Origin of the sequence: Nocardia sp. NPDC058666 (assembly GCF_042714895.1) — a bacterium.
Lineage (GTDB): Bacteria > Actinomycetota > Actinomycetes > Mycobacteriales > Mycobacteriaceae > Nocardia.
Genome location: NZ_JBHXRY010000001.1, coordinates 530,516 through 549,846, shown reverse-complemented (window position 1 = coordinate 549,846; position 19,331 = coordinate 530,516). Strand labels below are relative to the sequence as shown.

Below are 19,331 nucleotides of genomic sequence, written 5' to 3'. Positions count from 1 at the left end.
GTCGGTGGGTTGCGGTAGATATTTCGGCAACAGAGAACGGGGGAACCGATGACCGAGCAACGCACGCCGTGGACCGAGGAACAGGTCCGTGCGCTGGCGCCCGATGCGAGCTCGCTGGCTGCCGCGCGCAAGCTGGCCGGTCGCTGGCGCGAGTGCGGTACCGCCGACAACGCGGTGTGGGGGCTGTGTCAGGGCAGTGGCGCGAAGCCGTATCAGGCGATCGTCGATCTGGACGGGCCCGCGTACAAGTGCTCGTGCCCGAGCCGAAAGTTCCCGTGTAAGCACACGTTGTCGCTGTTGCTGTCGTGGTCGAGCGGGCATGTGCCCGTGCTGCGGGCGCCGGCTGATTTCGCGGCCGAGTGGTTGGCCGGGCGGGCTGTGAAAGCCGCCGCTGCGCCGAAGGCCAAGGCAGTGCCGTCGCAGGCCACCGTCGAACAGCGGCGCGTCCGGGTGGCGGCTGGACTGACCGAGCTCGATGTCTGGTTGACCGATCAGATCCGCACGGGTTTGGCCCAGACCGACCGTTCGTTCGCCGCCTACGAGTCGATCGCGGCACGCATGGTCGATGCGCAGGCGCCCCGCATCGCGGAAGCTCTGCGCAGGCTGCCCGCGGCCGTGGTCACCACCGAGCACTGGCCCGAACTGCTGCTGCGCGAGTACGCCCGCCTGCACCTGTTGGTGCTGGCCCATCGCAGGCTCGACGCGCTGCCCGAGCCGTTGCAAGCGGGCATCCGAACCCATATCGGGTACCCCACCCCCGCCGAATCGGTGCTGGCCGAGCCCGCGGTGCGCGATCGCTGGCTGGTGCTCGGGATGCGGGTGAGCGAAGAGGAACGCCTGCACACCCGCCGCACCTGGCTGCGCGGACGAACCAGCGGTCGGTGGGCACTGCTGATCGAACATTCCTTCGCCACACCGAATTTCACCGGCGAAGTGCCTGCGCCCGGCCACGAGGTGGATGCCGAACTGCACTACTACCCCGGCGCGGCACCCCTGCGCGCGCACTGGGGCACTCGCCACGGCGTACCCGAACCTTTCACGACCATCCCAGCGGTCGGCGGCACGACGATCGACGCGGCACTGGATGCGTACGCCGACGCGCTGAGCCGAGATCCGTGGTTGCGATCCTGGCCCGCGCTGCTGGCCGATGTCGTGCCGGTGCTCGACGACAACGGCTGGCAGCTCGTCGCCGCCGACGGTACCGCGCTGCCCCTGCCCGCGGGCGTGCACCCGTGGCGGTTGATCGCGGTCGCCGGCGGCCACCCGGTGACGGTCTGCGGTGAGTGGCGAGCCGATGGGTTCGACCCGATCTCGGTGTTCAGCGCAGGTGAGGTGAGCGATCTGGAAACCGAGTTCCCCACCGAAACCACCGCTACCCCCGCGCTGGCCGAACTCGTTTCCGTAGCCCTGCTGGGCACTGCCCGCCGCAGCGCCGACAACATCGCTGTCGACTCCGCGGTTTCGACCGCCGTACCCCAGCACGCGGGCGAACCGGCCACCCGTCTGCTCCACACCGCCGCACTACAAGACCTGTACCTACGCGGCGGCCAACTCCCCCGAACCGCCTCGAAACCCCAACCGGCCGTGGATGATCCGCGCCCGCTACTCCCGCGCCCCGCCGCCGACCGCCTCAGCCGCCTCCTGGCCGCGAAGTCCCCCTTCCTGCCCGAATGGTTCGCGGCGGCGACACCGTTCGACTTCCGACTCCCCGACGTGCTGTGCGTGCAGGCACTCGCCGCCGCCTCCGACACGTCCCTGCGAGCACCACTGCTCCGACTGGCAGGCCGCCGCGGCCGCTGGCTCGCCGCCCACAACCCCGCCTGGGCGAAGTTGGTCGACGAGTTCCCCGGCGACACATCCACGTCCCTTTCGGATGTGTCGACCGACCACCCAGTGCCCGAGACGGGGGGCGTTGGCGTGGGAACACCTGCAGCACACGATGTTTGGCTGTTCGGCACAGCCGGTGAGCGCAAGGACTGGTTCGCGCGCACTCGCCGGGCCGACCCGGCTGCCGCACTCGCCGTGCTGACGGCGGCGTGGCCGAAGGAGTCAGGCCCGGTCAAGGCGGAGCTGCTGGCGTTGCTCGAGGACGGGCTCAGCCGCGCGGACGAAGACCTGCTCGAGCGGGCACTGGACGATCGACGCGGCGATGTCCGGCGTACGGCCACCACCTTGCTGAACCAGCTCCCCGACGCTGCGTTCGGCGCACGGATGGCCACCCTGGTGGCATCCTGGATTCGAGTGGACGACGACGGCACTGTCGAAGTGACCGTGCCCGCCGAAGTCGATGCGCAGGCCCGCCGCGACGGCATCACCGACGGCACCGATCAGCCGAAAATGCGCTGGGACACGCCTGATTCGACCATCAAGACCCTCCACCAAACGATCGCCGCGACGCCACTGGGCGCTTGGGCACCGATCGTGCACGCCACCGGCGACACCACCGCGACCACCGCGTTGAACCTGTCCCTGCCACCCCGCTACGCCAAGGCGATCGTGGACGGCTGGGTCGACGCCACCCTCGCCCAACGTGACACCGCCTGGGCCCGTGCACTATTCGCCCACGCGACCCCCACCGAACAGGCCGTATTACGCCGTCGCGAACTGTTCACCCTGCTCGATACAGCCGACCGGATCGACCACGTCCTCGACCTGGACGCCCACCAACTCAACGAACTCCACGCGATCCTGCCCGGCCTGGATCACCCATGGCCCGAACCCGTGGCCACCCACTTGCTGCGCCTACTCAGCGAACGCGCCCGCACCACCGCCCGCCAACCGCACGCCGGCGCAGGCGTCTACACCGACCGCGCGCTGCTCACCGCGGCCAGCGTCCACCTGCCCATCGACCTGGCCGAACGCATCACCACCATGGCCGACACCACCGAGGACCCCGCCTGGCAACAGGCATTCCACCGGCTAGCCCACGATCTCACCGACCGCGCCACCATGCTCGAGGAGCTGCGATGACCACCACCGAACCGTCCACCACCCTGCTGCGCCCGCACGCCGAACAGGCCTTCGCCGACGAACTGGCCGCTCTGGCTCGCGTCGACGACCGCGTCCGCCCGCCGTCCTGGAAGCTGTCGCCGTGGGCGGTGGTCACCTACATCCTCGGCGGCACCCTCGACGACGGCACCGTGATCACCGCCAAGTACGTCGGCCCGCGCCGGCTGATGGAGGTCGCGGTCGCCACCCTGGCCACCGACCGGGCGTTGCTGTTGCTCGGTGTTCCCGGCACGGCGAAAACCTGGGTGTCGGAACATCTTTCCGCCGCGATCAGTGGCGAGTCCACGCTGCTGGTGCAGGGCACCTCCGGCACCGCCGAGGAGGCGATCCGCTACGGCTGGAACTACGCCCGCCTGCTCGCCGAAGGGCCCAGTGACGCCGCCCTTGTCCCCTCCCCGGTGATGACCGCGATGCGCACCGGCGCCATCGCCCGCATCGAAGAGCTCACCCGCATCCCCTCCGATGTGCAGGACGCGCTGATCACGATCCTGTCCGAGAAGACCCTGCCGGTCCCCGAACTGGGCGGAGAAGTGCAGGCCGCCAAGGGTTTCAACGTGATCGCCACCGCCAACGACCGCGACCGCGGCGTGAACGACCTGTCCTCGGCGCTGCGCCGCCGCTTCAACACCGTGGTGCTGCCGCTGCCCGCCGACGAGGACTCCGAGGTCGCCATCGTCAGCCGCCGCGTCGAACAGCTCGGCGCCGCACTGGAATTGCCCTCGGTGCCCGCCGCCGCCGAGGAAGTCCGCCGCGTGGTGCGAGTGTTCCGCGAACTGCGATCCGGCATCACCGCCGACGGCCGCACCAAACTCAAATCCCCGTCGGGCACCCTGTCCACCGCCGAGGCGATCTCGGTGATCACCAACGGACTGGCCCTGTCCGCCCACTTCGGCGACGGCGTCCTACGCGCCTCCGACATCGCGGGCGCGGTCCTGGGCTCGGTCATCAAGGACCCGGTAGCGGACTCGGTCGTCTGGACCGAATACCTCGAAGCCGTAGTCCGGGAACGCCCCGACTGGGCCGACTTCTACCGGGCCTGCCGCGAGATCTCGAACTGAGAACCGACGCCGAGGGAGGACGGAACACACAGCGCACATGGGGATTTCGATGAGTGAACACACCGGCCACGCCCGATCGGTGCCAGACGCCGACGCATCGGCAGCCGACAACGGCGTCCGCCCAGACACCGAGGGGGCGCCCGTGACGCGGGTGTTCGGCATCCGCCACCACGGGCCGGGATCCGCGCGCTCGCTGCGCCACGCGCTCGAGGAGTTCCGCCCCGACGCGATCCTCATCGAGGGCCCCTCCGACGCCGACCCCCTGGTCGGGTTCGTGGCCGCCGACACGATGACCCCACCGGTGGCCCTGCTCGCCTACGTCCCGGATTCCCCCGCACGCGCCGCCTTCTGGCCGTTCGCGGTGTTCTCCCCCGAATGGCAGGCCATGCGCTACGGCGTAGACCACGCCGTCCCGGTCCGCTTCTGCGACCTACCGGCCACCACCGTCCTCGCCGCCGAAGACGACACCCGCACAAACAGCGGCGACCCCCTCGCCGCCCTCGCCGCCGCCGCAGGCTACGACGACGCCGAACGCTGGTGGGACGCCGTCGTCGAATCAGTCCCCGACAGCACGGCTTTCGACGCCATCACCGAAGCAATGGCAGCCCTGCGCGAAGATGCCACCCACACGGAATCACCCGGCAGCGCGACACAGCCGGGCGATGCAACGCAGCCACGCGACGCTGCCCCGCCGGGCGATGCAACGCAGCTAGGCGGCCCGGTACAGCCGGGCAGCGCGGCACCGTCGAGCGGGGCGACGCCTCAGCTCGAAACATCTTCAGCTGCAGCTGGATTCGAACTCCCGATGCCATCGGGCGAAGACGCTGCCACCCTCGCACCACTGATCGTCGATCAGCACACCTTGGTGCGCGAGGCGCATATGCGGCAGGTGATGCGACAGGTCCTCAAGGGCGGTGCGAAGCGGTTGGCAGTGGTGTGCGGCGCGTGGCACGCACCCGCGCTGACCGGCCCACTCGGCCCAGCCGCGCCGGATATGCGCCTGCTCAAGGGCCTACCGAAGACCAAGGCGGCACTCACCTGGGTGCCGTGGACCCATTCGCGACTGGCGGCGGGCTCCGGCTACGGGGCGGGTGTCACCTCGCCCGGCTGGTACCACCACCTGTTCACCGAGACCGAGCGGCCGGTGGCGCGCTGGCTGACCAAGGTCGCCGGGGTGTTGCGCAGGCACGATCTGCCGGTGTCCAGCGCGCACATCATCGAGGCGGTGCGGCTGGCGGACACCCTGGCGGCGTTGCGCGAGCGGCCACTACCCGGCTTGTCCGAGGTCACCGAGGCTGTGCGGTCGGTGATGTGCGGTGGCGACGAAACCATGCTGCGGCTGGTCATCGACGAACTGGTTGTCGGCGAAACATTGGGCGGCGTACCCGAGGACACCCCGACGGTCCCGCTGGCGGCGGATCTGCGGGCGCGCAGCAAAACCCTGCGGCTCAAACAGGAAGCCCTGGCTCGCAATCTCGACCTGGACCTGCGCAAGGAACGCGACGTCGAACGTTCGCACCTGCTGCATCGCCTGCGCCTGCTCGGCATCGGTTGGGGCACCCCGACCGTCGGCGAAGTTCGCAGCACCGGCACGTTCCGCGAGAGCTGGACCCTGCGCTGGGAACCCGAATTCGAGGTCAGCATCGTCGAGGCCGCGATCTGGGGAACCACCCTGCGCACCGCGGCGGAGACGAAAATCCTCGACACCGCCGGCCGCGACGGCGTCACCGTCACGGAACTGGCCGACGCACTGGAAACCGCGCTACTCGCCGACCTGGGCGGTGCCACCGACGGTTTGATCACCAGGCTCGACGCGGCCGCCGCCCTGGACCACGACGTCACCCACCTGCTCGGCGCCCTGCCCGGCCTCACCCGTACCCTGCGCTACGGCGACGTCCGCGGCACCGACACCAAGGCACTCATCCACGTCGCCGACGGCCTGCTGGTCCGGATCTGCGCGGGTCTGCCCGGCGCGGTCACCGGCCTGGACACCGACGCCGCGCAAGCCCTGCGCACCCAGATCGACGCCGCGCACAGCGCCATCAGCACCCGCGACGACGAGCACGCCACCACCGAATGGCTGGCCACCCTGCAACGCATCGCCGACCGCGACGACGTCCACGGCGCGATCGGCGGCCGCGCGGTGCGCCTGCTGTGCGACGCCGAACGCATCGACGACGCCGACTCCGCCCGCCGCCTCGCCGCCGCCCTGTCCATCGGCAACACCCCCGCCGCCAAGGCCGCCTGGATCGACGGCTTCCTCGGCGGACGTGGGCTGTTGTTAGTCCACGACCGAGAGTTGTTGCGCCGCATCGACGAATGGCTTCGGGCCCTCGACGAAGACCAGTTCGTCGCCACCCTCCCGCTGCTGCGCCGCACCTTCGGCTCCTTCGAATCCGGCGAACGCCGAGCCATCAGCCAGTCCCTGCGAGATACCGGCTCAGCATCGATCACCGCCGCCTCACCCGCTGCAATCGACCCGATCCGCGGGCAACTTGCACTGCGCGCGGCGACCGCAATCCTCGGAGCAGCAGGGTGACATGCCTCCGCAGCCACCTGACGCCTCACCTGTGGCCCGGCCATGCGCGACTTCGAATCCAGTGGCCCATAGCGCCACGGAGGGTCGCGCACCGCGAATCGCGGGCGGCCCAGCGCCCGGCACCGCATCCAGATCTCTCGCTCGACAACTAGGAGCACCGATGACCGCACCCGACGAAACCCAGTCTCGCCGTTGGCGTCTCGTGCTCGGGTCCGCAGCCGAAGACCAACTCGGCGGCCTGTCCTCCGGCGCCGACCAGTCGATGGACCAGGCACTGGGAGCCCTCTACAACACCGGCGAGGGCGGCGCGTCGTCGAAACGCTCTGGCGGACTGGGCAGTTCAGCGCCCCGCGTGGCCCGCTGGCTCGGCGACATCCGCAACTACTTCCCCGCGACCGTGGTCGAGGTGATGCAGCGCGACGCCGTCGACCGCCTGAACCTCACCCAACTGCTGCTGGAACCCGAACTGCTGGAGTCGGTGGAACCCGACGTGCACCTGGTGGGCACCCTGCTCAGCCTCAACAGCGTGATGCCCGAAACCACCAAGGCCACCGCGCGCATGGTGGTGGAGAAGGTGGTGCGCGAGATCGAGCAGCGCATCGCCGCCAAGACCGTGGCCGCGGTCTCCGGTGCCATCAACCGGGCAGCCCGCACCCACCGCCCGAAGCTGCGCGATATCGATTTCAACCGCACCATTCGCAAGAATCTGGCCAACTACCTGCCCGAACACCGCACGATCGTGCCCGAACGCCTGGTCGGCTACGGCCGCAAATCGCAGTCGATCCAACGCGATGTGGTCCTGGCCATCGACCAATCCGGTTCGATGGCGGCCAGCGTCGTGTACGCCTCGGTGTTCGGCGCCGTGCTGGCGTCGATGCGGTCGTTGAAGACCTCGCTGGTCGTGTTCGACACCGAGATCGTCGACCTCACCGACAAACTCAGCGACCCCGTCGACGTCCTGTTCGGCACCCAACTGGGCGGCGGCACCGACATCAACCGCGCCATCGCCTACTCCCAAACCCTGATCACCCGCCCCACCGACACCCTGTTCGTGCTCATCTCCGACCTCTACGAGGGCGGCGTCCGCAACGAGATGCTGCGCCGCTGCAACGCGATGAAAGAGGCAGGCGTGCAGGTGGTGGTCCTGCTCGCCCTGTCCGACGAAGGCGCCCCCGCCTACGACCACGACAACGCCGCCGCCCTGGCAGCCCTCGGCATCCCCGCCTTCGCCTGCACCCCGGACAAGTTCCCCGACTTACTGGCCACGGCCCTGGACCGCGGCGACATCACCCGCTGGGCCGACACCCACGCCCCGGCGGTGTAGCCGACGTTCATCGGCCGATCCTGTGAGCTCGCGGATCTCGCGGGCGCTGGGCCACCTCAGCGGGCCGCGCTGACCACGCGCGCTCGACGACTGCGGCCGGTGTCCGCTACGACCGGGTGCGCGAGACTAGGACGCGTTCAGCGCCTGCGCCTACTAGGCTGCCAACGATAGGTTCGATGAACGGGGTGGGGCGATGTTGCGGCGCGGGTCGGTGTTCGCCGGTTTCGTCATCGAACGGGAACTGGGGCGCGGGGGGATGGGTGCGGTGTACGCGGCCAGGGACCGCAGGCTGCCGCGCCTGACTGCGTTGAAGCTCATGCACCGAGACCTGTTCTCCGACATGGAGATCCGGGCCAGATTCGAACGCGAAGCCGACCTGATCGCCCAGCTCGATCACCCCAACATCATCACCGTCTACGACCGCGGCGTCGACGAGGAACGCCTGTGGATCGCCATGCAGTTCGTCGACGGCACCGACGCCTCGGCAGTTCCGGTGCAGCAGTTCGGCATCGACCGCATCGCCCAGATCGTCACCCAGACCGCGAGCGCCCTGGACTACGCCCACCGCCAGGGCGTCCTGCACCGTGACGTGAAGCCCGCCAACATCCTGCTCTCGCGCACCGCGGGCGTGGGTGCCGGCTTCGACGAACGGGTCGTGCTCACCGACTTCGGCATCGCGAAACTGCTCGGCGACACCGGCGGCCTGACCCGCACCGGCCAATTCACCGCCACCATCGCCTACGCCTCCCCCGAACAACTCAGCAGCGCCCCGCTCGATGGCCGTGGTGACCAATACTCCTTGGCCTGCACGGTGTTTCGTCTGCTCACCGGCACCGGCCCCTTCGACGCCGCCAACCCCGCCACGGTCATGCTCGGCCACCTCAACAACCCACCACCCGCGGCGAGCAGCCGCCGCACCGCCCTGCCCACCGCAGTCGACGCCGTGCTGTCCAAAGCCATGGCCAAAGACCGCGAACACCGCTTCCCCACCTGCACCGCCTTCGCCACCGCACTCACCGACGCCCTGCGCCGACGCCCGTCCTCGGGACGTGAACCGGTGCCGTCGATCCACCGTGTGCAGACCGAGCCCGAAACCCGTGCCCCGCGATCAACGACCTCGGCTCCCCTGCCGACCAGCGCCGGGTCGCGCTCGGAAGTCCGCAACGGCAATGCCCCGCGCCAGGCGACGGCCGAATCGATGTGGGCACAGCGGGTCAGCGGTTGTCTGCTCGGCGGCGCGATCGGTGACGCCCTTGGCGCCCCGATCGAAACCATGGCACTGCACCAGATCAGAGACGTCTACGGCCGTGCCGGGCTCACCGACGTGGACCCGCTGCGTATCTCCGAGGAAACGCAGCTCACGGCTTTCACCGTGGAAGCGCTCATCCGAGGTTCGGTGCGAGCCAGGGCGACCGGCGTCGGCGGCACGATGGGTCTGCTGCAGCAGGGTCTGCTCGTGTGGTTGCGCGGGCAGATCACCGACTTTCCGGACCAACCGAACCCGCTCTACAGCGCCCTGCGCGCCTACCCCGAGCTGATCGAGCAACGCGGCGTGGCCGATTCGGTCCACTCCGCGCTGCGTCAGGCGGCCGCCCGGCAAGCGCCGACGAGTCCGCTGGGCACCCGCGACCAGCCCATCAACCACTCCAAGGGCAGTGGCGCGGTGATGCGCGCGGCCCCGTGCGGATTCGGTTACGCCGCAGACCGTTCCGGTGCGGTCACCGACGCGATCTTCGAATTGGGTTGCGATGCAGCAGCTCTCACGCACGGCCACCCCAGCGGCTGGCTCCCGGCGGGGACGCTGTCCGCGCTGATCTACCAACTGTCGCGCGGCACCGACACCGCCACCGCGTTGTCGCGCGCCCGAATCGAACTGGCGAATTACCCCGGCCACGAGGAAACCGCGGCCGCCCTCAACGCGGCACACCGACTGGCCACCCGCATCGAACGCGAAAGACGCTATCCCACTGCGGAAGACGTCGAAACCCTAGGTCAAGGCTGGATCGGCCCCGAAGCCCTGTCGATCGCCGTCTTCGCGACCCTGGCCGCCGAGGGCCTGGGCGGTACACCGCACGACATCGTCCGCACCGGACTGCTGTTGTCGGTCAATCACTCCGGTGACAGCGACGCCACCGGCTCGATCACCGGCAGCCTGCTCGGCGCCCGCTACGGCCACTCCGCCCTGCCCCGAACCTGGGCCCACACCGTCGACGCCCGCCGCATCCTCGACCTGCTGGCCACCGACTACTGCACCGAATTCGGCCTCACCCCACCGACGACCAACGGCCAGCCGACCAAGACCTGGTACGACCGCTACCCCGCATAGAAGAACCGGCGTAATCGCACACTTCGTCGGCTCCCAGTCAGAATTCTGACTATCGGGCCGCGAAGTGTGCGATGACGCCGGTCTCAACGGAACTACAGGTCAGCGATAGCCGCCAGCGGAGGCGTTCGCGCGGCCCGCACACCCGGCCACACCGCCGCCAGCACACCCACCACACCGGACGCGACCAACACGATCAGCAACTGCGACCACGGAATGGTGATCTCGTTGATGCCCATATCGCGCAAGGTACGCAGGAATCCGACGCCCAGCGCGATGCCCAGCACCAGTCCGACGATCGCGCCGAAGATGGCGATCAGCATGGATTCCAGGTAGATCGTGCGGCGCACCTGGGCACGCTGGGTGCCGACCGCGCGCAGCATGCCGATTTCGCGGCGACGCTCCACCACCGACAGGGCCAGGGTGTTGATGATGCCGAGCACCGCGATCACCACGGCCAGTGCGAGCAGGCCATACAGAATGGCGAGCAGGGTGTCGATCTGTTTGCCCTGTGCGCCCTTGAACTGCTCGTGGTCTTGGACCTGCACCACCACGAACGGTTCGGTGGCCTTCTCCAGGTTCGCCCGCATCGCCGTGAGGTCCGCGCCCGCCTCGGCCTTGACCAATACGTAGATGTTGGTGCGCAGGCTCTGTGGCATCAACTGCTCGTAGACGCCGGGATCCACGACCATCGGGCCCAGCAGCTGCGAGTCGGCGTAGATGCCCGACACGGTGAGCTCGAGCTGCTTCTTGTCCAGGCTGGTGATGCCGACCTTGTCGCCCACCTTCCACCCACGATCGGTGGCCTCGGTCTCGCTGACGAGCGTGCCACCCGCGGGGATGGTGCTGGTGCCGCTGATCATGTCGATGTCCATCACCGGGTCGATCGGACCGTCCGGTGAGGTAGCCATGGTCTGGTCGTCGCCGACCTTGAACGCGACGGCCCTGACCCCGGTGACATCGCCGATCCCCGGCACCTGGGTGCGCACCGCTTCGACCGCGCCGATCGGCGCACCGATCATCTGCGATCCGGCGAGCACATATTCGGCCTTCACGCCCTTGTCGATGAGCTCACCGACGCTGGTTTTCGCCGAGGCGCCGAAGATGCCGATCGCCGAGACCAGCATCAGGCCCAGCGTGAGCGCGAACGCGGTGGCGGCGGTGCGACGTGGGTTGCGGGTGGCGTTGTTGCGCGCCATCTGCCCGATCGGACCGAACGGCCGGGTGAGCACACCGAGCACGAGCACCATCGGCCGCGACAACGCGGGCGCGGCCAGCAGCACCGCCAGAATCAGGGCCAGCGCGCCGACACCGACGGTCACCGCCGCGCCCTTGCCGGTGCCCTGCGCACCCACGTACACGAGCACGCCACCGGCAACGGCCATGACCGCGCCGATCGCGGTACGGACACGCAAAGAGTCACCGGCACTGGCGAATTCGGACCGCATCGCCTCGACCGGCGGCACCTTCGAAGCGCGACGGGCAGGTGCGTACGCACTGGCCACGGTCACGATCAAACCCACGGCCAGCGCGACGATCGCGGTACGCGGCAGCACCGTCAACGAACCGGTGGGCAGCCCAAGATCGAACGCGTTGAGCAACGCCGACAACCCGTACGCCAACCCGATACCCGCGGCCAACCCGAGTGCACTGCCGATCAAACCGATCACGATGGCCTCACCGACCACCGACCGTCCGACTTGCGCACGGCTGGCGCCGATCGCGCGCAGCAGCGCGAGTTCGCGCAGTCGCTGCGCCACGATCATCGAGAAGGTGTTGTAGATGATGAACGTGCCCACGATCAGTGCGATCGCGCCGAAGGCGAGCAGGAAGTAGTTGATGAAGGTGAGCGCGTCGGAGATCTGCTTCTTCATGTCCTCGCGGACCTGCTCGGAGTTCTGCACCTTGTAATCGGGCAGGCCCGCGGCGAGCTGGTCGCGCAGGTCGTCGGCCGAGATGCCCGGCGCGGCCGCGATATCCGCGTACGCGACGTGCGACCCGTCGGTGAACAGCTGGCGTGCCTGCGGTTCGGTGAACATCACCGCGACCAGACCGCCCCCGTCGGTCCCGGCCATCTCGTAGATGCCGGTCAGGGTCACCTCGAACGGGTCACCCTTGGACGGAATCAGCACCTTGGTCTTGTCGCCGACCTTCAGTCCGGCCTTCTCGGCACCGCCGGTGTTGAGCGCGATCTCGTTGGTCCGAGTGGGCGCCGCGCCTGCCACGAACTTGTCCGGCGCTTCGACAGCCTTCTCCGGCGGCATATAGGACAGGCCGAAACTCGGTGCGCCACCGGTCTGTACGGCTTTCTTGCCGTCGGGTTCCAGCAACACGACCGGGCCGTTCACCGCGGGCGCGACCCGTTCGACACCCTCGGTCTTGGCCAGCGCGTCGACGATATTGGTTGGTAGACCCAGTGATTGGCGATCCGAAGGGCCCACGCGCACGTCCACGCCGCGTGCCTGGCCTTCGAAAATCCCATCAAAAGTGCGCTGCAAAGTGTCGGTGAAGACGAACGATCCGGAGATGAAGGCGGTGCCGAGCACCACCGACAACAGGGTCAATGCCAAGCGCACCTTGTGCGCGGCGAGGTTACGCAAGGCGACCTTGCGCATCGGGTTACTCATCGGGCTTCCAGCGCCTTCATCCGGTCGAGGATCGAATCCTGAGTCGGCGCACGCAGCTCATCCACGATCCGGCCATCGGCGAGGAACACGACCCGGTCGGCATAGGCGGCCGCGCGCGGATCGTGGGTCACGATCACCACGGTCTGGTTGAACTCGTCGACCGAGGCGCGCAGGATCGACAGCACCTCACCCGAGGAATGCGAATCCAGGTTGCCCGTTGGCTCGTCGCCGAAGATGATCTCCGGCTTGCCCACCAGCGCCCGCGCACACGCCACCCGCTGCTGCTGCCCACCGGACAGTTCGCTGGGCCGATGCGAGAGCCGGTCGCCCAGACCCAGCCGCTTCACGACGGTGTCGAGCCACTCCTGGTCGGGTTTGCGGCCCGCGATATCCAGCGGCAGGGTGATGTTCTCGAGCGCGGTGAGCGTGGGAACCAGGTTGAACGCCTGGAACACGAACCCGATCCGATCCCGCCGCAGCGCCGTCATCTGCTTGTCGGACAGCCCCGTGAGCGCGGTGTCACCGATGCTGACCGTGCCCGAGCTGGCACTGTCCAGGCCGGCCAGGCAGTGCATCAGCGTCGACTTACCCGACCCCGACGGCCCCATGATCGCGGTGAACTCCCCCTTGGCGAAGTCCGCCGACACCCCGTCCAGGGCCTTGACCTGTGTATCTCCCGATCCGTACAGCTTGACCAGATCTAATGCGGCGGCCGCGATATCGGTGGCGGCCGCCGCATCGACGGCCTCGGTCCCCATGGCGTGCGAAGTCATGCTGTCCAGTCTGGCTGGCCACCGTAAACCGCGCCATCCGGGATCCCCCTGATACCCCAGGTCTTACTGACCTCTTAGCCCGCGCTGGTCGACGAAGGGAGGAACCCGGTCGAGAATCGCGCGGCTGCTAGCCGATGACCCAGTCGAAGGCGGCCGCTTTCGAGCGGGCGCCGGCGGCGGTGCGGGAGCGGTTGGGTTCGCCGAGATCCGTGAGCAGGCCCTCGGTGAGTTCGACCAGATCGGCCAGGACGGCGGGGGTGAACCAGTCGGGGCGGGTGGCGAACAGGATGTCTTCGGTGGCGGTGTTTCCGCTGGCGCCGGGGGCGAACGGGCAGCCGCCGAGGCCGCCGAGCGCGCCGTCGACCATGGTGGCGCCCGCGGCGACGGCGGCGAGGGTGTTGGCCACGCCCATGCCCCAGGTGTCGTGGCCGTGGAACACGATGCGGCGCGGTGGGGTGGTGTCGCGGACGGCGGTGACCAGGGCGGTGACCTGGCCGGGGTATGCCTGGCCGAGGGTGTCGGCCAGGACGATGTCGGTGGCGCCGAGGGTGCGGGGGTCGTTGGCGATGGCCAGTACTCGGGCCGGGTCGACGGGGCCGTCTAACGGGCAGGTGAAGGTGGTGGCGAGGCAGAGTTGGATTTCGCCGCCTGCTTCGCGGGCCAGTCGGATCGCGTCGGGCATCGCGGCTACCGACGTTTCGGTATCGCGGCCTATATTGGCTTTGTTGTGCGCGTCGGAAACTGAGAAGCAGTACTGAAAGTTGCGCGCACCGGCCTCGGCGGCCGTCTCGATGTGCCGCGGCGTGGCCACCCACACCCAGCATTTCGCCAGCTCATCAGGGGTGAGCGCGGCGATCAACTCGAGCGAATTGGCCATCGGCGCAACAAGATCCGGCCGCGCCATCGACCCGATCTCGAGCGCGGGCACACCCGCGGCCAACAACCTGCGCACCACGTCGATCTTCTGGTCGACGGGCAGCACCTTGCCGGTGAGCTGCAAACCGTCGCGCAACGTCACATCACGCAGCAGTGGTGCGGTCACCGCCGCTGCTCGGGTTCGCGCGCGGGCACGCACATCACGCCGCCGCACGGTTTGTCGCCCACACTGGCCGGGGTCGGATGCACCGTCGGACGCACATGACCCGGCCCGCGCGGCTCCCACTTGTTACGCACCGGCGGACGACGCCTGCCGTGTACTCGCCTCGTCACAGTGCCTCCAGCGCGTCGATCTGATCTTCGGTCATCCCCAGCAGCCCTGCGAGCACTTCCCTGGTGTGCTCGCCCAGGTCGGGGCCGACGTTGCGGATCGGCAGCGACTGCCCGCCGATCACCGGAACGATGCCGCCGAACCCCACCTGTTTGGGTTCGGCCTCACCCACGTCGACGGGGAACATCTGGATCATATTGCGTGCGCGGTACTGCTCGTCGGCCACGATGTCGGCGGCGGTGTAAATGGGGCCGCACGGGATGGCGGCGTCGTCGAGCAGCTTCAGCGCCTCCTCGCGGGTGTGCAGGATCGACCATTCCGCGATCGCGGCATCGAGGCGTTCGCGATTGCGCCAACGACCGTTGTTGTCGGCCAGTTCCGGGTCCTGAGCCAGGTCGGGACGGCCGATGACCTGCATGTAGCGCTGGAAGATGGCGTCACCGTTGCCGCCGATGATGATGGAGTAACCGTCGCTGGTCGGGTAGGCGTTCGACGGTGCGATGCCTTCCATCCGACCTCCAACGCGCTCCCGGTTGATGCCGTAGGCGAGGTGGTCGGGGATCAGCGATTCCATCACCGACAGGATCGACTCGTTGAGCGCCACGTCGATGATCCGCTCCATCTGCGGCACCGGCCCCGCGACGCGTTCGCGCTGGAACAACGCCATCACGGTCCCGAACGCCGCGTAGATCCCCGCGATCGAATCACCGATCGACACCCCGGTGCGCACCGGTGGCCGATCAGGATCGCCCACCAGCTCCCGCAGTCCACCCACGGCCTCGGCGACCGCCGCGAATCCCGGCCGCGCCGCCATCGGCCCGGTCTGCCCGTACGCGGAGATCCGCGTGATCACCAGCGTCGGGTTCACTTCCTCGAGCACGTCGGGCCCGAGACCCCATTTTTCGAGCATTCCCGGCCGGAAGTTCTCCAACAGCACATCGCACTGCTTCACCAGATCCAGCACCACCGCACGCCCCGCTTCGGTGCGCAGATCCAGCACGATCGACTTCTTGTTGCGATTGACAGTGCGATACAGCATCGAGGTATCGCCCCCGTACAACCGCCAATTCCGCAGCTCATCGCCCGTTCCGGGGCGTTCCACCTTGATCACCTCGGCGCCGAAGTCCCCGAGAATCCGTCCGGCGGTGGGAGCGGCAACATAATTGCCGAGTTCCAGGACGCGAACACCATCCAACGGCCGAATACACTTGTCCGCCACCCCGCGACTCTAGCGTGTCACGGGGTGGCGGGGTCGTGCGCCGTCGAACTGTCAGCTCGCGAGCAGCTGGACTTCCTCGACGATCGAGTAGTCCTCGGCGTTGCCCTTCAGCACGGTGCTGGTCGCGCCGTCGACGCCGACCGGGATGTCACCGGCGAGGGTGATCCGGGTGAGGCGACGCGGCTGGTCGTCGTAATCGTCGATGGCGTAGTGCTGGGTGGCACGGTTGTCCCAGATCGCGACATCGCCTTCGGCCCAGTTCCAGCGGGTGGTGTGCTCCAGTTTGATCACCCGATCCTGCAGCAACCGGAACAGCTGATCCGACTCTCGCGAGGTCACGCCGACGAACTGCTTCACGAAGTGACCCAGCAGCAGCGCACGCTCACCGGTCTCGGGATGCACCCGCACCACGGGATGTTCGGTCTCGTACACATCGGACTGGAATTCCGACGAGTACTCCACCTGTGCCGGACGGACCTTGTCGACCGCGCCCGCGTAGTCGTACAGGTTGGTGTGCACCGCGCGCAGGCTCTCGGCCAGCGCCTTCAGCGGCGCGGGCAGCGAGTTGTAGGCCGCGACCGTGGAAGCCCATGTGGTCGAGCCGCCGTAGGTAGGCAGGTACTCCGCACGCAGGATCGACGCCTTGGGCACTCGATCCACGAACGTCACGTCGGTGTGCCACGAGTTGGCACGACCCCGCTCGGAGTCGATGGCCAGGCTCTTCACACCCGCCGACTTCACCGTCGGGTGTGGCGTGGTGGGTGTCCCCAGCAGCTGCGCGAACTCGTGCTGCCCGTCCTCGGTGAGGTGGTTCTGCCCGCGGAAGAAGATCACCTTGTGTTCGTGCAGTGCCCGACGGATCGTCGCGACGGCCACCGCGTCCAGGTCACCGCCCAGTCGAACACCGTCGATCTGCGCGCCGATGTGCGCACCGAGTTTGGTCACCGTCACGGTGGCGGGAGTCGCGTGGTCGACCGTCATGGGGATCACCTTCACTGTCGTTCTCGATCGGTTGTGATGTACCTCGAGCACACCGTGAATCCCGTTCGACGGACAGGCTTTGCCTCCGCGTGATCGCAAACCTCAGCGCAGGTTCTCCCGCAGGTAGGCTAAATCCTCGGCGACGCCATCGGCCGGTGTCTCCAAGATGACCGGTGCCCCGGCGGTGCGGCAGACCTCGGCCAGCAGTTGCGGATCGATGGTCCCGTCGGCGAAGTTCGCGTGTCGGTCTGCGCCGGAATCGAATTCGTCGCGCGAGGAGTTCAGGTGCACCAGGTCGATTCGCCCGGTGATCGCCTTGATCCGCTCGACCACCCCGACCAGTTCCTCGCCACCGGCCCACGCATGACAGGTGTCGAGGCAGAAGCCGGCACCGTAATCGCCGACCGCGTCCCACAATCGCGCGATCGAGTCGAAATGCCGTGCCATCGCGTGATTTCCACCGGCGGTGTTCTCGATCAGGATCGGCACCGCGAACCCGCCCTTGTCCTGCTGACGTTCGAACAGTTTGCGCCAGTTGTCGATTCCGGTATCGAGCTCGGCATCGGAGCGCACATGCCCACCGTGCACGACCAGCCCGAACGCACCCAGCTCCGCCGCGGCTTTCGCCTGCTGGGCCACCGCGTTACGCGACGGCATCCGCAGCCGGTTGTTCAGACTGGCCACGTTGATCTGGTACGACGAGTGCACGACCACATCGATCGGACTGGCTGAGATTTCGGCAGCCTTGGGATGCGGCTGGGGTTTGTCCCAGCTCTGTGGATCGACCACGAACATCTGGACGACCTCGGCGCCTAGCTTCTCGCCGAAGCCGATCGGATCGCTCTCGTCGCGAACGTGTGCTCCAATGCGCATAGATCCCACCTTAAACTCGGGCACCGACAAGTTCGGCCGATGTTGCACAGCGGTGGCTTCGCGAGATACATCGGTAGAATTTCAACGGGTGCTCTGCCCTGGAGGGGGTGACTTCGCGTGTTGCGCAAAGGCGAGGTGTTCGCCGGGTACACGATCCGGCGTGTGCTGGGTCAGGGTGGGATGGGTGTGGTCTATCTGGCCCGTCATCCGCGTCTGCCCCGGTTGACCGCGCTGAAACTGCTCAGCCGCGAACTGTCCGCCGACGAGGAGATCCGCCGCCGTTTCGAACGCGAAGCCGACCTGGTCGCCCAGCTCGAGCACCCCAATATCGTCAATGTCTACGACCGCGGCACCGACGACGACCAGCTGTGGATCTCCATGCAGTTCGTGGCGGGCACCGATGTAGCCACCGCCGACGTGAACGTGCTGACGCCGGGCCGAGCGGTGCAGATCGCCGCCGAGACCGCCACCGCGTTGGACTTCGCGCACGCGAGCGGAGTACTGCACCGCGACGTGAAACCGGCCAACATCCTGCTGGCGAAACCGCCGATCGGTCGTCCGGAACGCGTGGTGCTCACCGACTTCGGCATCGCCGCGGTGCGCGACAGCGAGACCACCCTGTCCTCGGGTGACACGATCACCGCGACCCTGGCCTATGCCGCGCCCGAACACCTGGCGGGCGCGCCGCTGGATCATCGCGCCGACCAGTATTCGCTGGCCTGCACCCTGTTCTGGATGTTGACCGGCTCGGTGCCGTTCCCCGCAACCAGCCCGGGCGCGGTGATCCAGGCGCACCTGAGCAGGCCGATCCCGCCGCTGCGCAGCCTGCGGCCCGACCTGCCCGCGACGCTGGACGCGGTGCTGGCCAGGGCCACCGCCAAACAGGCGCACGCGCGGTTCGCCAGCTGCGCGGAGTTCGCGCAGGCGGCCAAGGCCGCACTGTTCGCGGTGCCGGGACCGTGGCATCACCAGCAGCAGTACACCGCCGCGGGCGTGGTCCTGCGGGCGCGCGATCCGTATCCGCAGGGGCCGGCCTACCCGCGCCCGCACACCCCGGCGCAGCCCTATCGCAACGCGCCGCCGCCCACGCCACCGCAGCCGCACACCGCGCACCCGCCGACGAGCACGCCGCCACAGCCGCACCCGACGAGCACTCCCCCGCCGCGGCCGTCGACCGGCGGTGCCGCGATCCCCCCGCGACGCGGCGCACCCCGCCCCGGCACCATCGATCTCCCGGGTGGCCGCAACCATCCCGGCTACATCGTGCCGCCCCAACACCGCAGGCCACCGTGACCGTCGCGGTCCGTCAGCCCGAGCGGCGGACCACCCGCCATACAGCCTCGGGCTGATAAGGTTTCGTTGATTTTCCCGTGGCGGGCAACGCCCGTCCGCGACTTT

At 68.4% G+C, this 19,331-nt stretch carries 13 protein-coding genes; 6 read left to right on the top strand and 7 right to left on the bottom strand.

Annotated features, from left to right (window positions below; all coding sequences use genetic code 11):
- The first annotated feature begins 48 nt into the window (after positions 1-48).
- From ACFWVD_RS02430 to ACFWVD_RS02410, 5 genes are all read left to right on the top strand, one after another.
- Positions 49-2,970 (top strand): DUF5691 domain-containing protein, encoded by a 2,922-nt coding sequence (locus ACFWVD_RS02430; protein ID WP_379240130.1) that lies wholly within the window; start codon positions 49-51, stop codon positions 2,968-2,970.
- The gene (locus tag ACFWVD_RS02425) at positions 2,967-4,067 is read left to right on the top strand and encodes an AAA family ATPase (protein WP_379240129.1); all 1,101 of its coding nucleotides are present in this window, start codon (positions 2,967-2,969) and stop codon (positions 4,065-4,067) included. The genes ACFWVD_RS02430 and ACFWVD_RS02425 overlap by 4 nt, the downstream gene beginning before the upstream one ends.
- A gap of 49 nt (positions 4,068-4,116) precedes the next feature.
- Positions 4,117-6,606 carry a DUF5682 family protein gene (locus ACFWVD_RS02420; protein WP_379240128.1) on the top strand — a complete coding sequence of 830 codons (2,490 nt, stop codon included), beginning with the start codon at positions 4,117-4,119 and terminating at the stop codon, positions 6,604-6,606.
- Positions 6,607-6,766: 160 nt separating this feature from the next.
- Positions 6,767-7,930, top strand: a complete 1,164-nt coding sequence (locus ACFWVD_RS02415) for a VWA domain-containing protein (protein ID WP_379240127.1) — start codon at positions 6,767-6,769, stop codon at positions 7,928-7,930.
- Between the two features lie 193 nt (positions 7,931-8,123).
- Positions 8,124-10,256, top strand: coding sequence for an ADP-ribosylglycohydrolase family protein (locus ACFWVD_RS02410; protein WP_379240126.1), 2,133 nt, complete (start codon positions 8,124-8,126; stop codon positions 10,254-10,256).
- A 92-nt stretch (positions 10,257-10,348) separates the two neighbouring features.
- Here the strand turns inward: ACFWVD_RS02410 and ACFWVD_RS02405 are convergent, their stop codons facing one another.
- From ACFWVD_RS02405 to ACFWVD_RS02375, 7 genes are all read right to left on the bottom strand, one after another.
- Positions 10,349-12,880 carry an ABC transporter permease gene (locus tag ACFWVD_RS02405; RefSeq protein ID WP_379240125.1) on the bottom strand — a complete coding sequence of 844 codons (2,532 nt, stop codon included), beginning with the start codon at positions 12,878-12,880 and terminating at the stop codon, positions 10,349-10,351.
- Positions 12,877-13,653: an ABC transporter ATP-binding protein gene (locus tag ACFWVD_RS02400; protein WP_379240124.1), complete on the bottom strand. Its 777-nt coding sequence runs from the start codon at positions 13,651-13,653 to the stop codon at positions 12,877-12,879. The genes ACFWVD_RS02405 and ACFWVD_RS02400 overlap by 4 nt, the downstream gene beginning before the upstream one ends.
- Positions 13,654-13,780: 127 nt before the next feature.
- A complete protein-coding gene (locus ACFWVD_RS02395) occupies positions 13,781-14,695 on the bottom strand; it encodes a hydroxymethylglutaryl-CoA lyase (RefSeq protein WP_379240123.1) in 915 nt (304 codons plus the stop codon).
- A complete protein-coding gene (locus ACFWVD_RS02390; RefSeq protein WP_378609018.1) occupies positions 14,692-14,862 on the bottom strand; it encodes a hypothetical protein in 171 nt (56 codons plus the stop codon). Before ACFWVD_RS02390 ends, ACFWVD_RS02395 begins: the two co-directional genes overlap by 4 nt.
- Positions 14,859-16,079, bottom strand: coding sequence for a CaiB/BaiF CoA transferase family protein (locus ACFWVD_RS02385; protein ID WP_379240122.1), 1,221 nt, complete (start codon positions 16,077-16,079; stop codon positions 14,859-14,861). The genes ACFWVD_RS02390 and ACFWVD_RS02385 overlap by 4 nt, the downstream gene beginning before the upstream one ends.
- A 51-nt stretch (positions 16,080-16,130) precedes the next feature.
- Complete coding sequence (locus tag ACFWVD_RS02380; RefSeq protein ID WP_379240121.1) at positions 16,131-17,060, bottom strand: TauD/TfdA dioxygenase family protein; 930 nt, start codon at positions 17,058-17,060, stop codon at positions 16,131-16,133.
- A gap of 102 nt (positions 17,061-17,162) precedes the next feature.
- Complete coding sequence (locus tag ACFWVD_RS02375; RefSeq protein ID WP_379240120.1) at positions 17,163-17,933, bottom strand: deoxyribonuclease IV; 771 nt, start codon at positions 17,931-17,933, stop codon at positions 17,163-17,165.
- Positions 17,934-18,050: 117 nt separating this feature from the next.
- Here ACFWVD_RS02375 and ACFWVD_RS02370 point away from each other — a divergent pair, with 117 nt between their 5' ends.
- Positions 18,051-19,226 (top strand): serine/threonine-protein kinase, encoded by a 1,176-nt coding sequence (locus ACFWVD_RS02370; RefSeq protein WP_379240119.1) that lies wholly within the window; start codon positions 18,051-18,053, stop codon positions 19,224-19,226.
- The last annotated feature ends 105 nt before the right edge of the window (positions 19,227-19,331 follow it).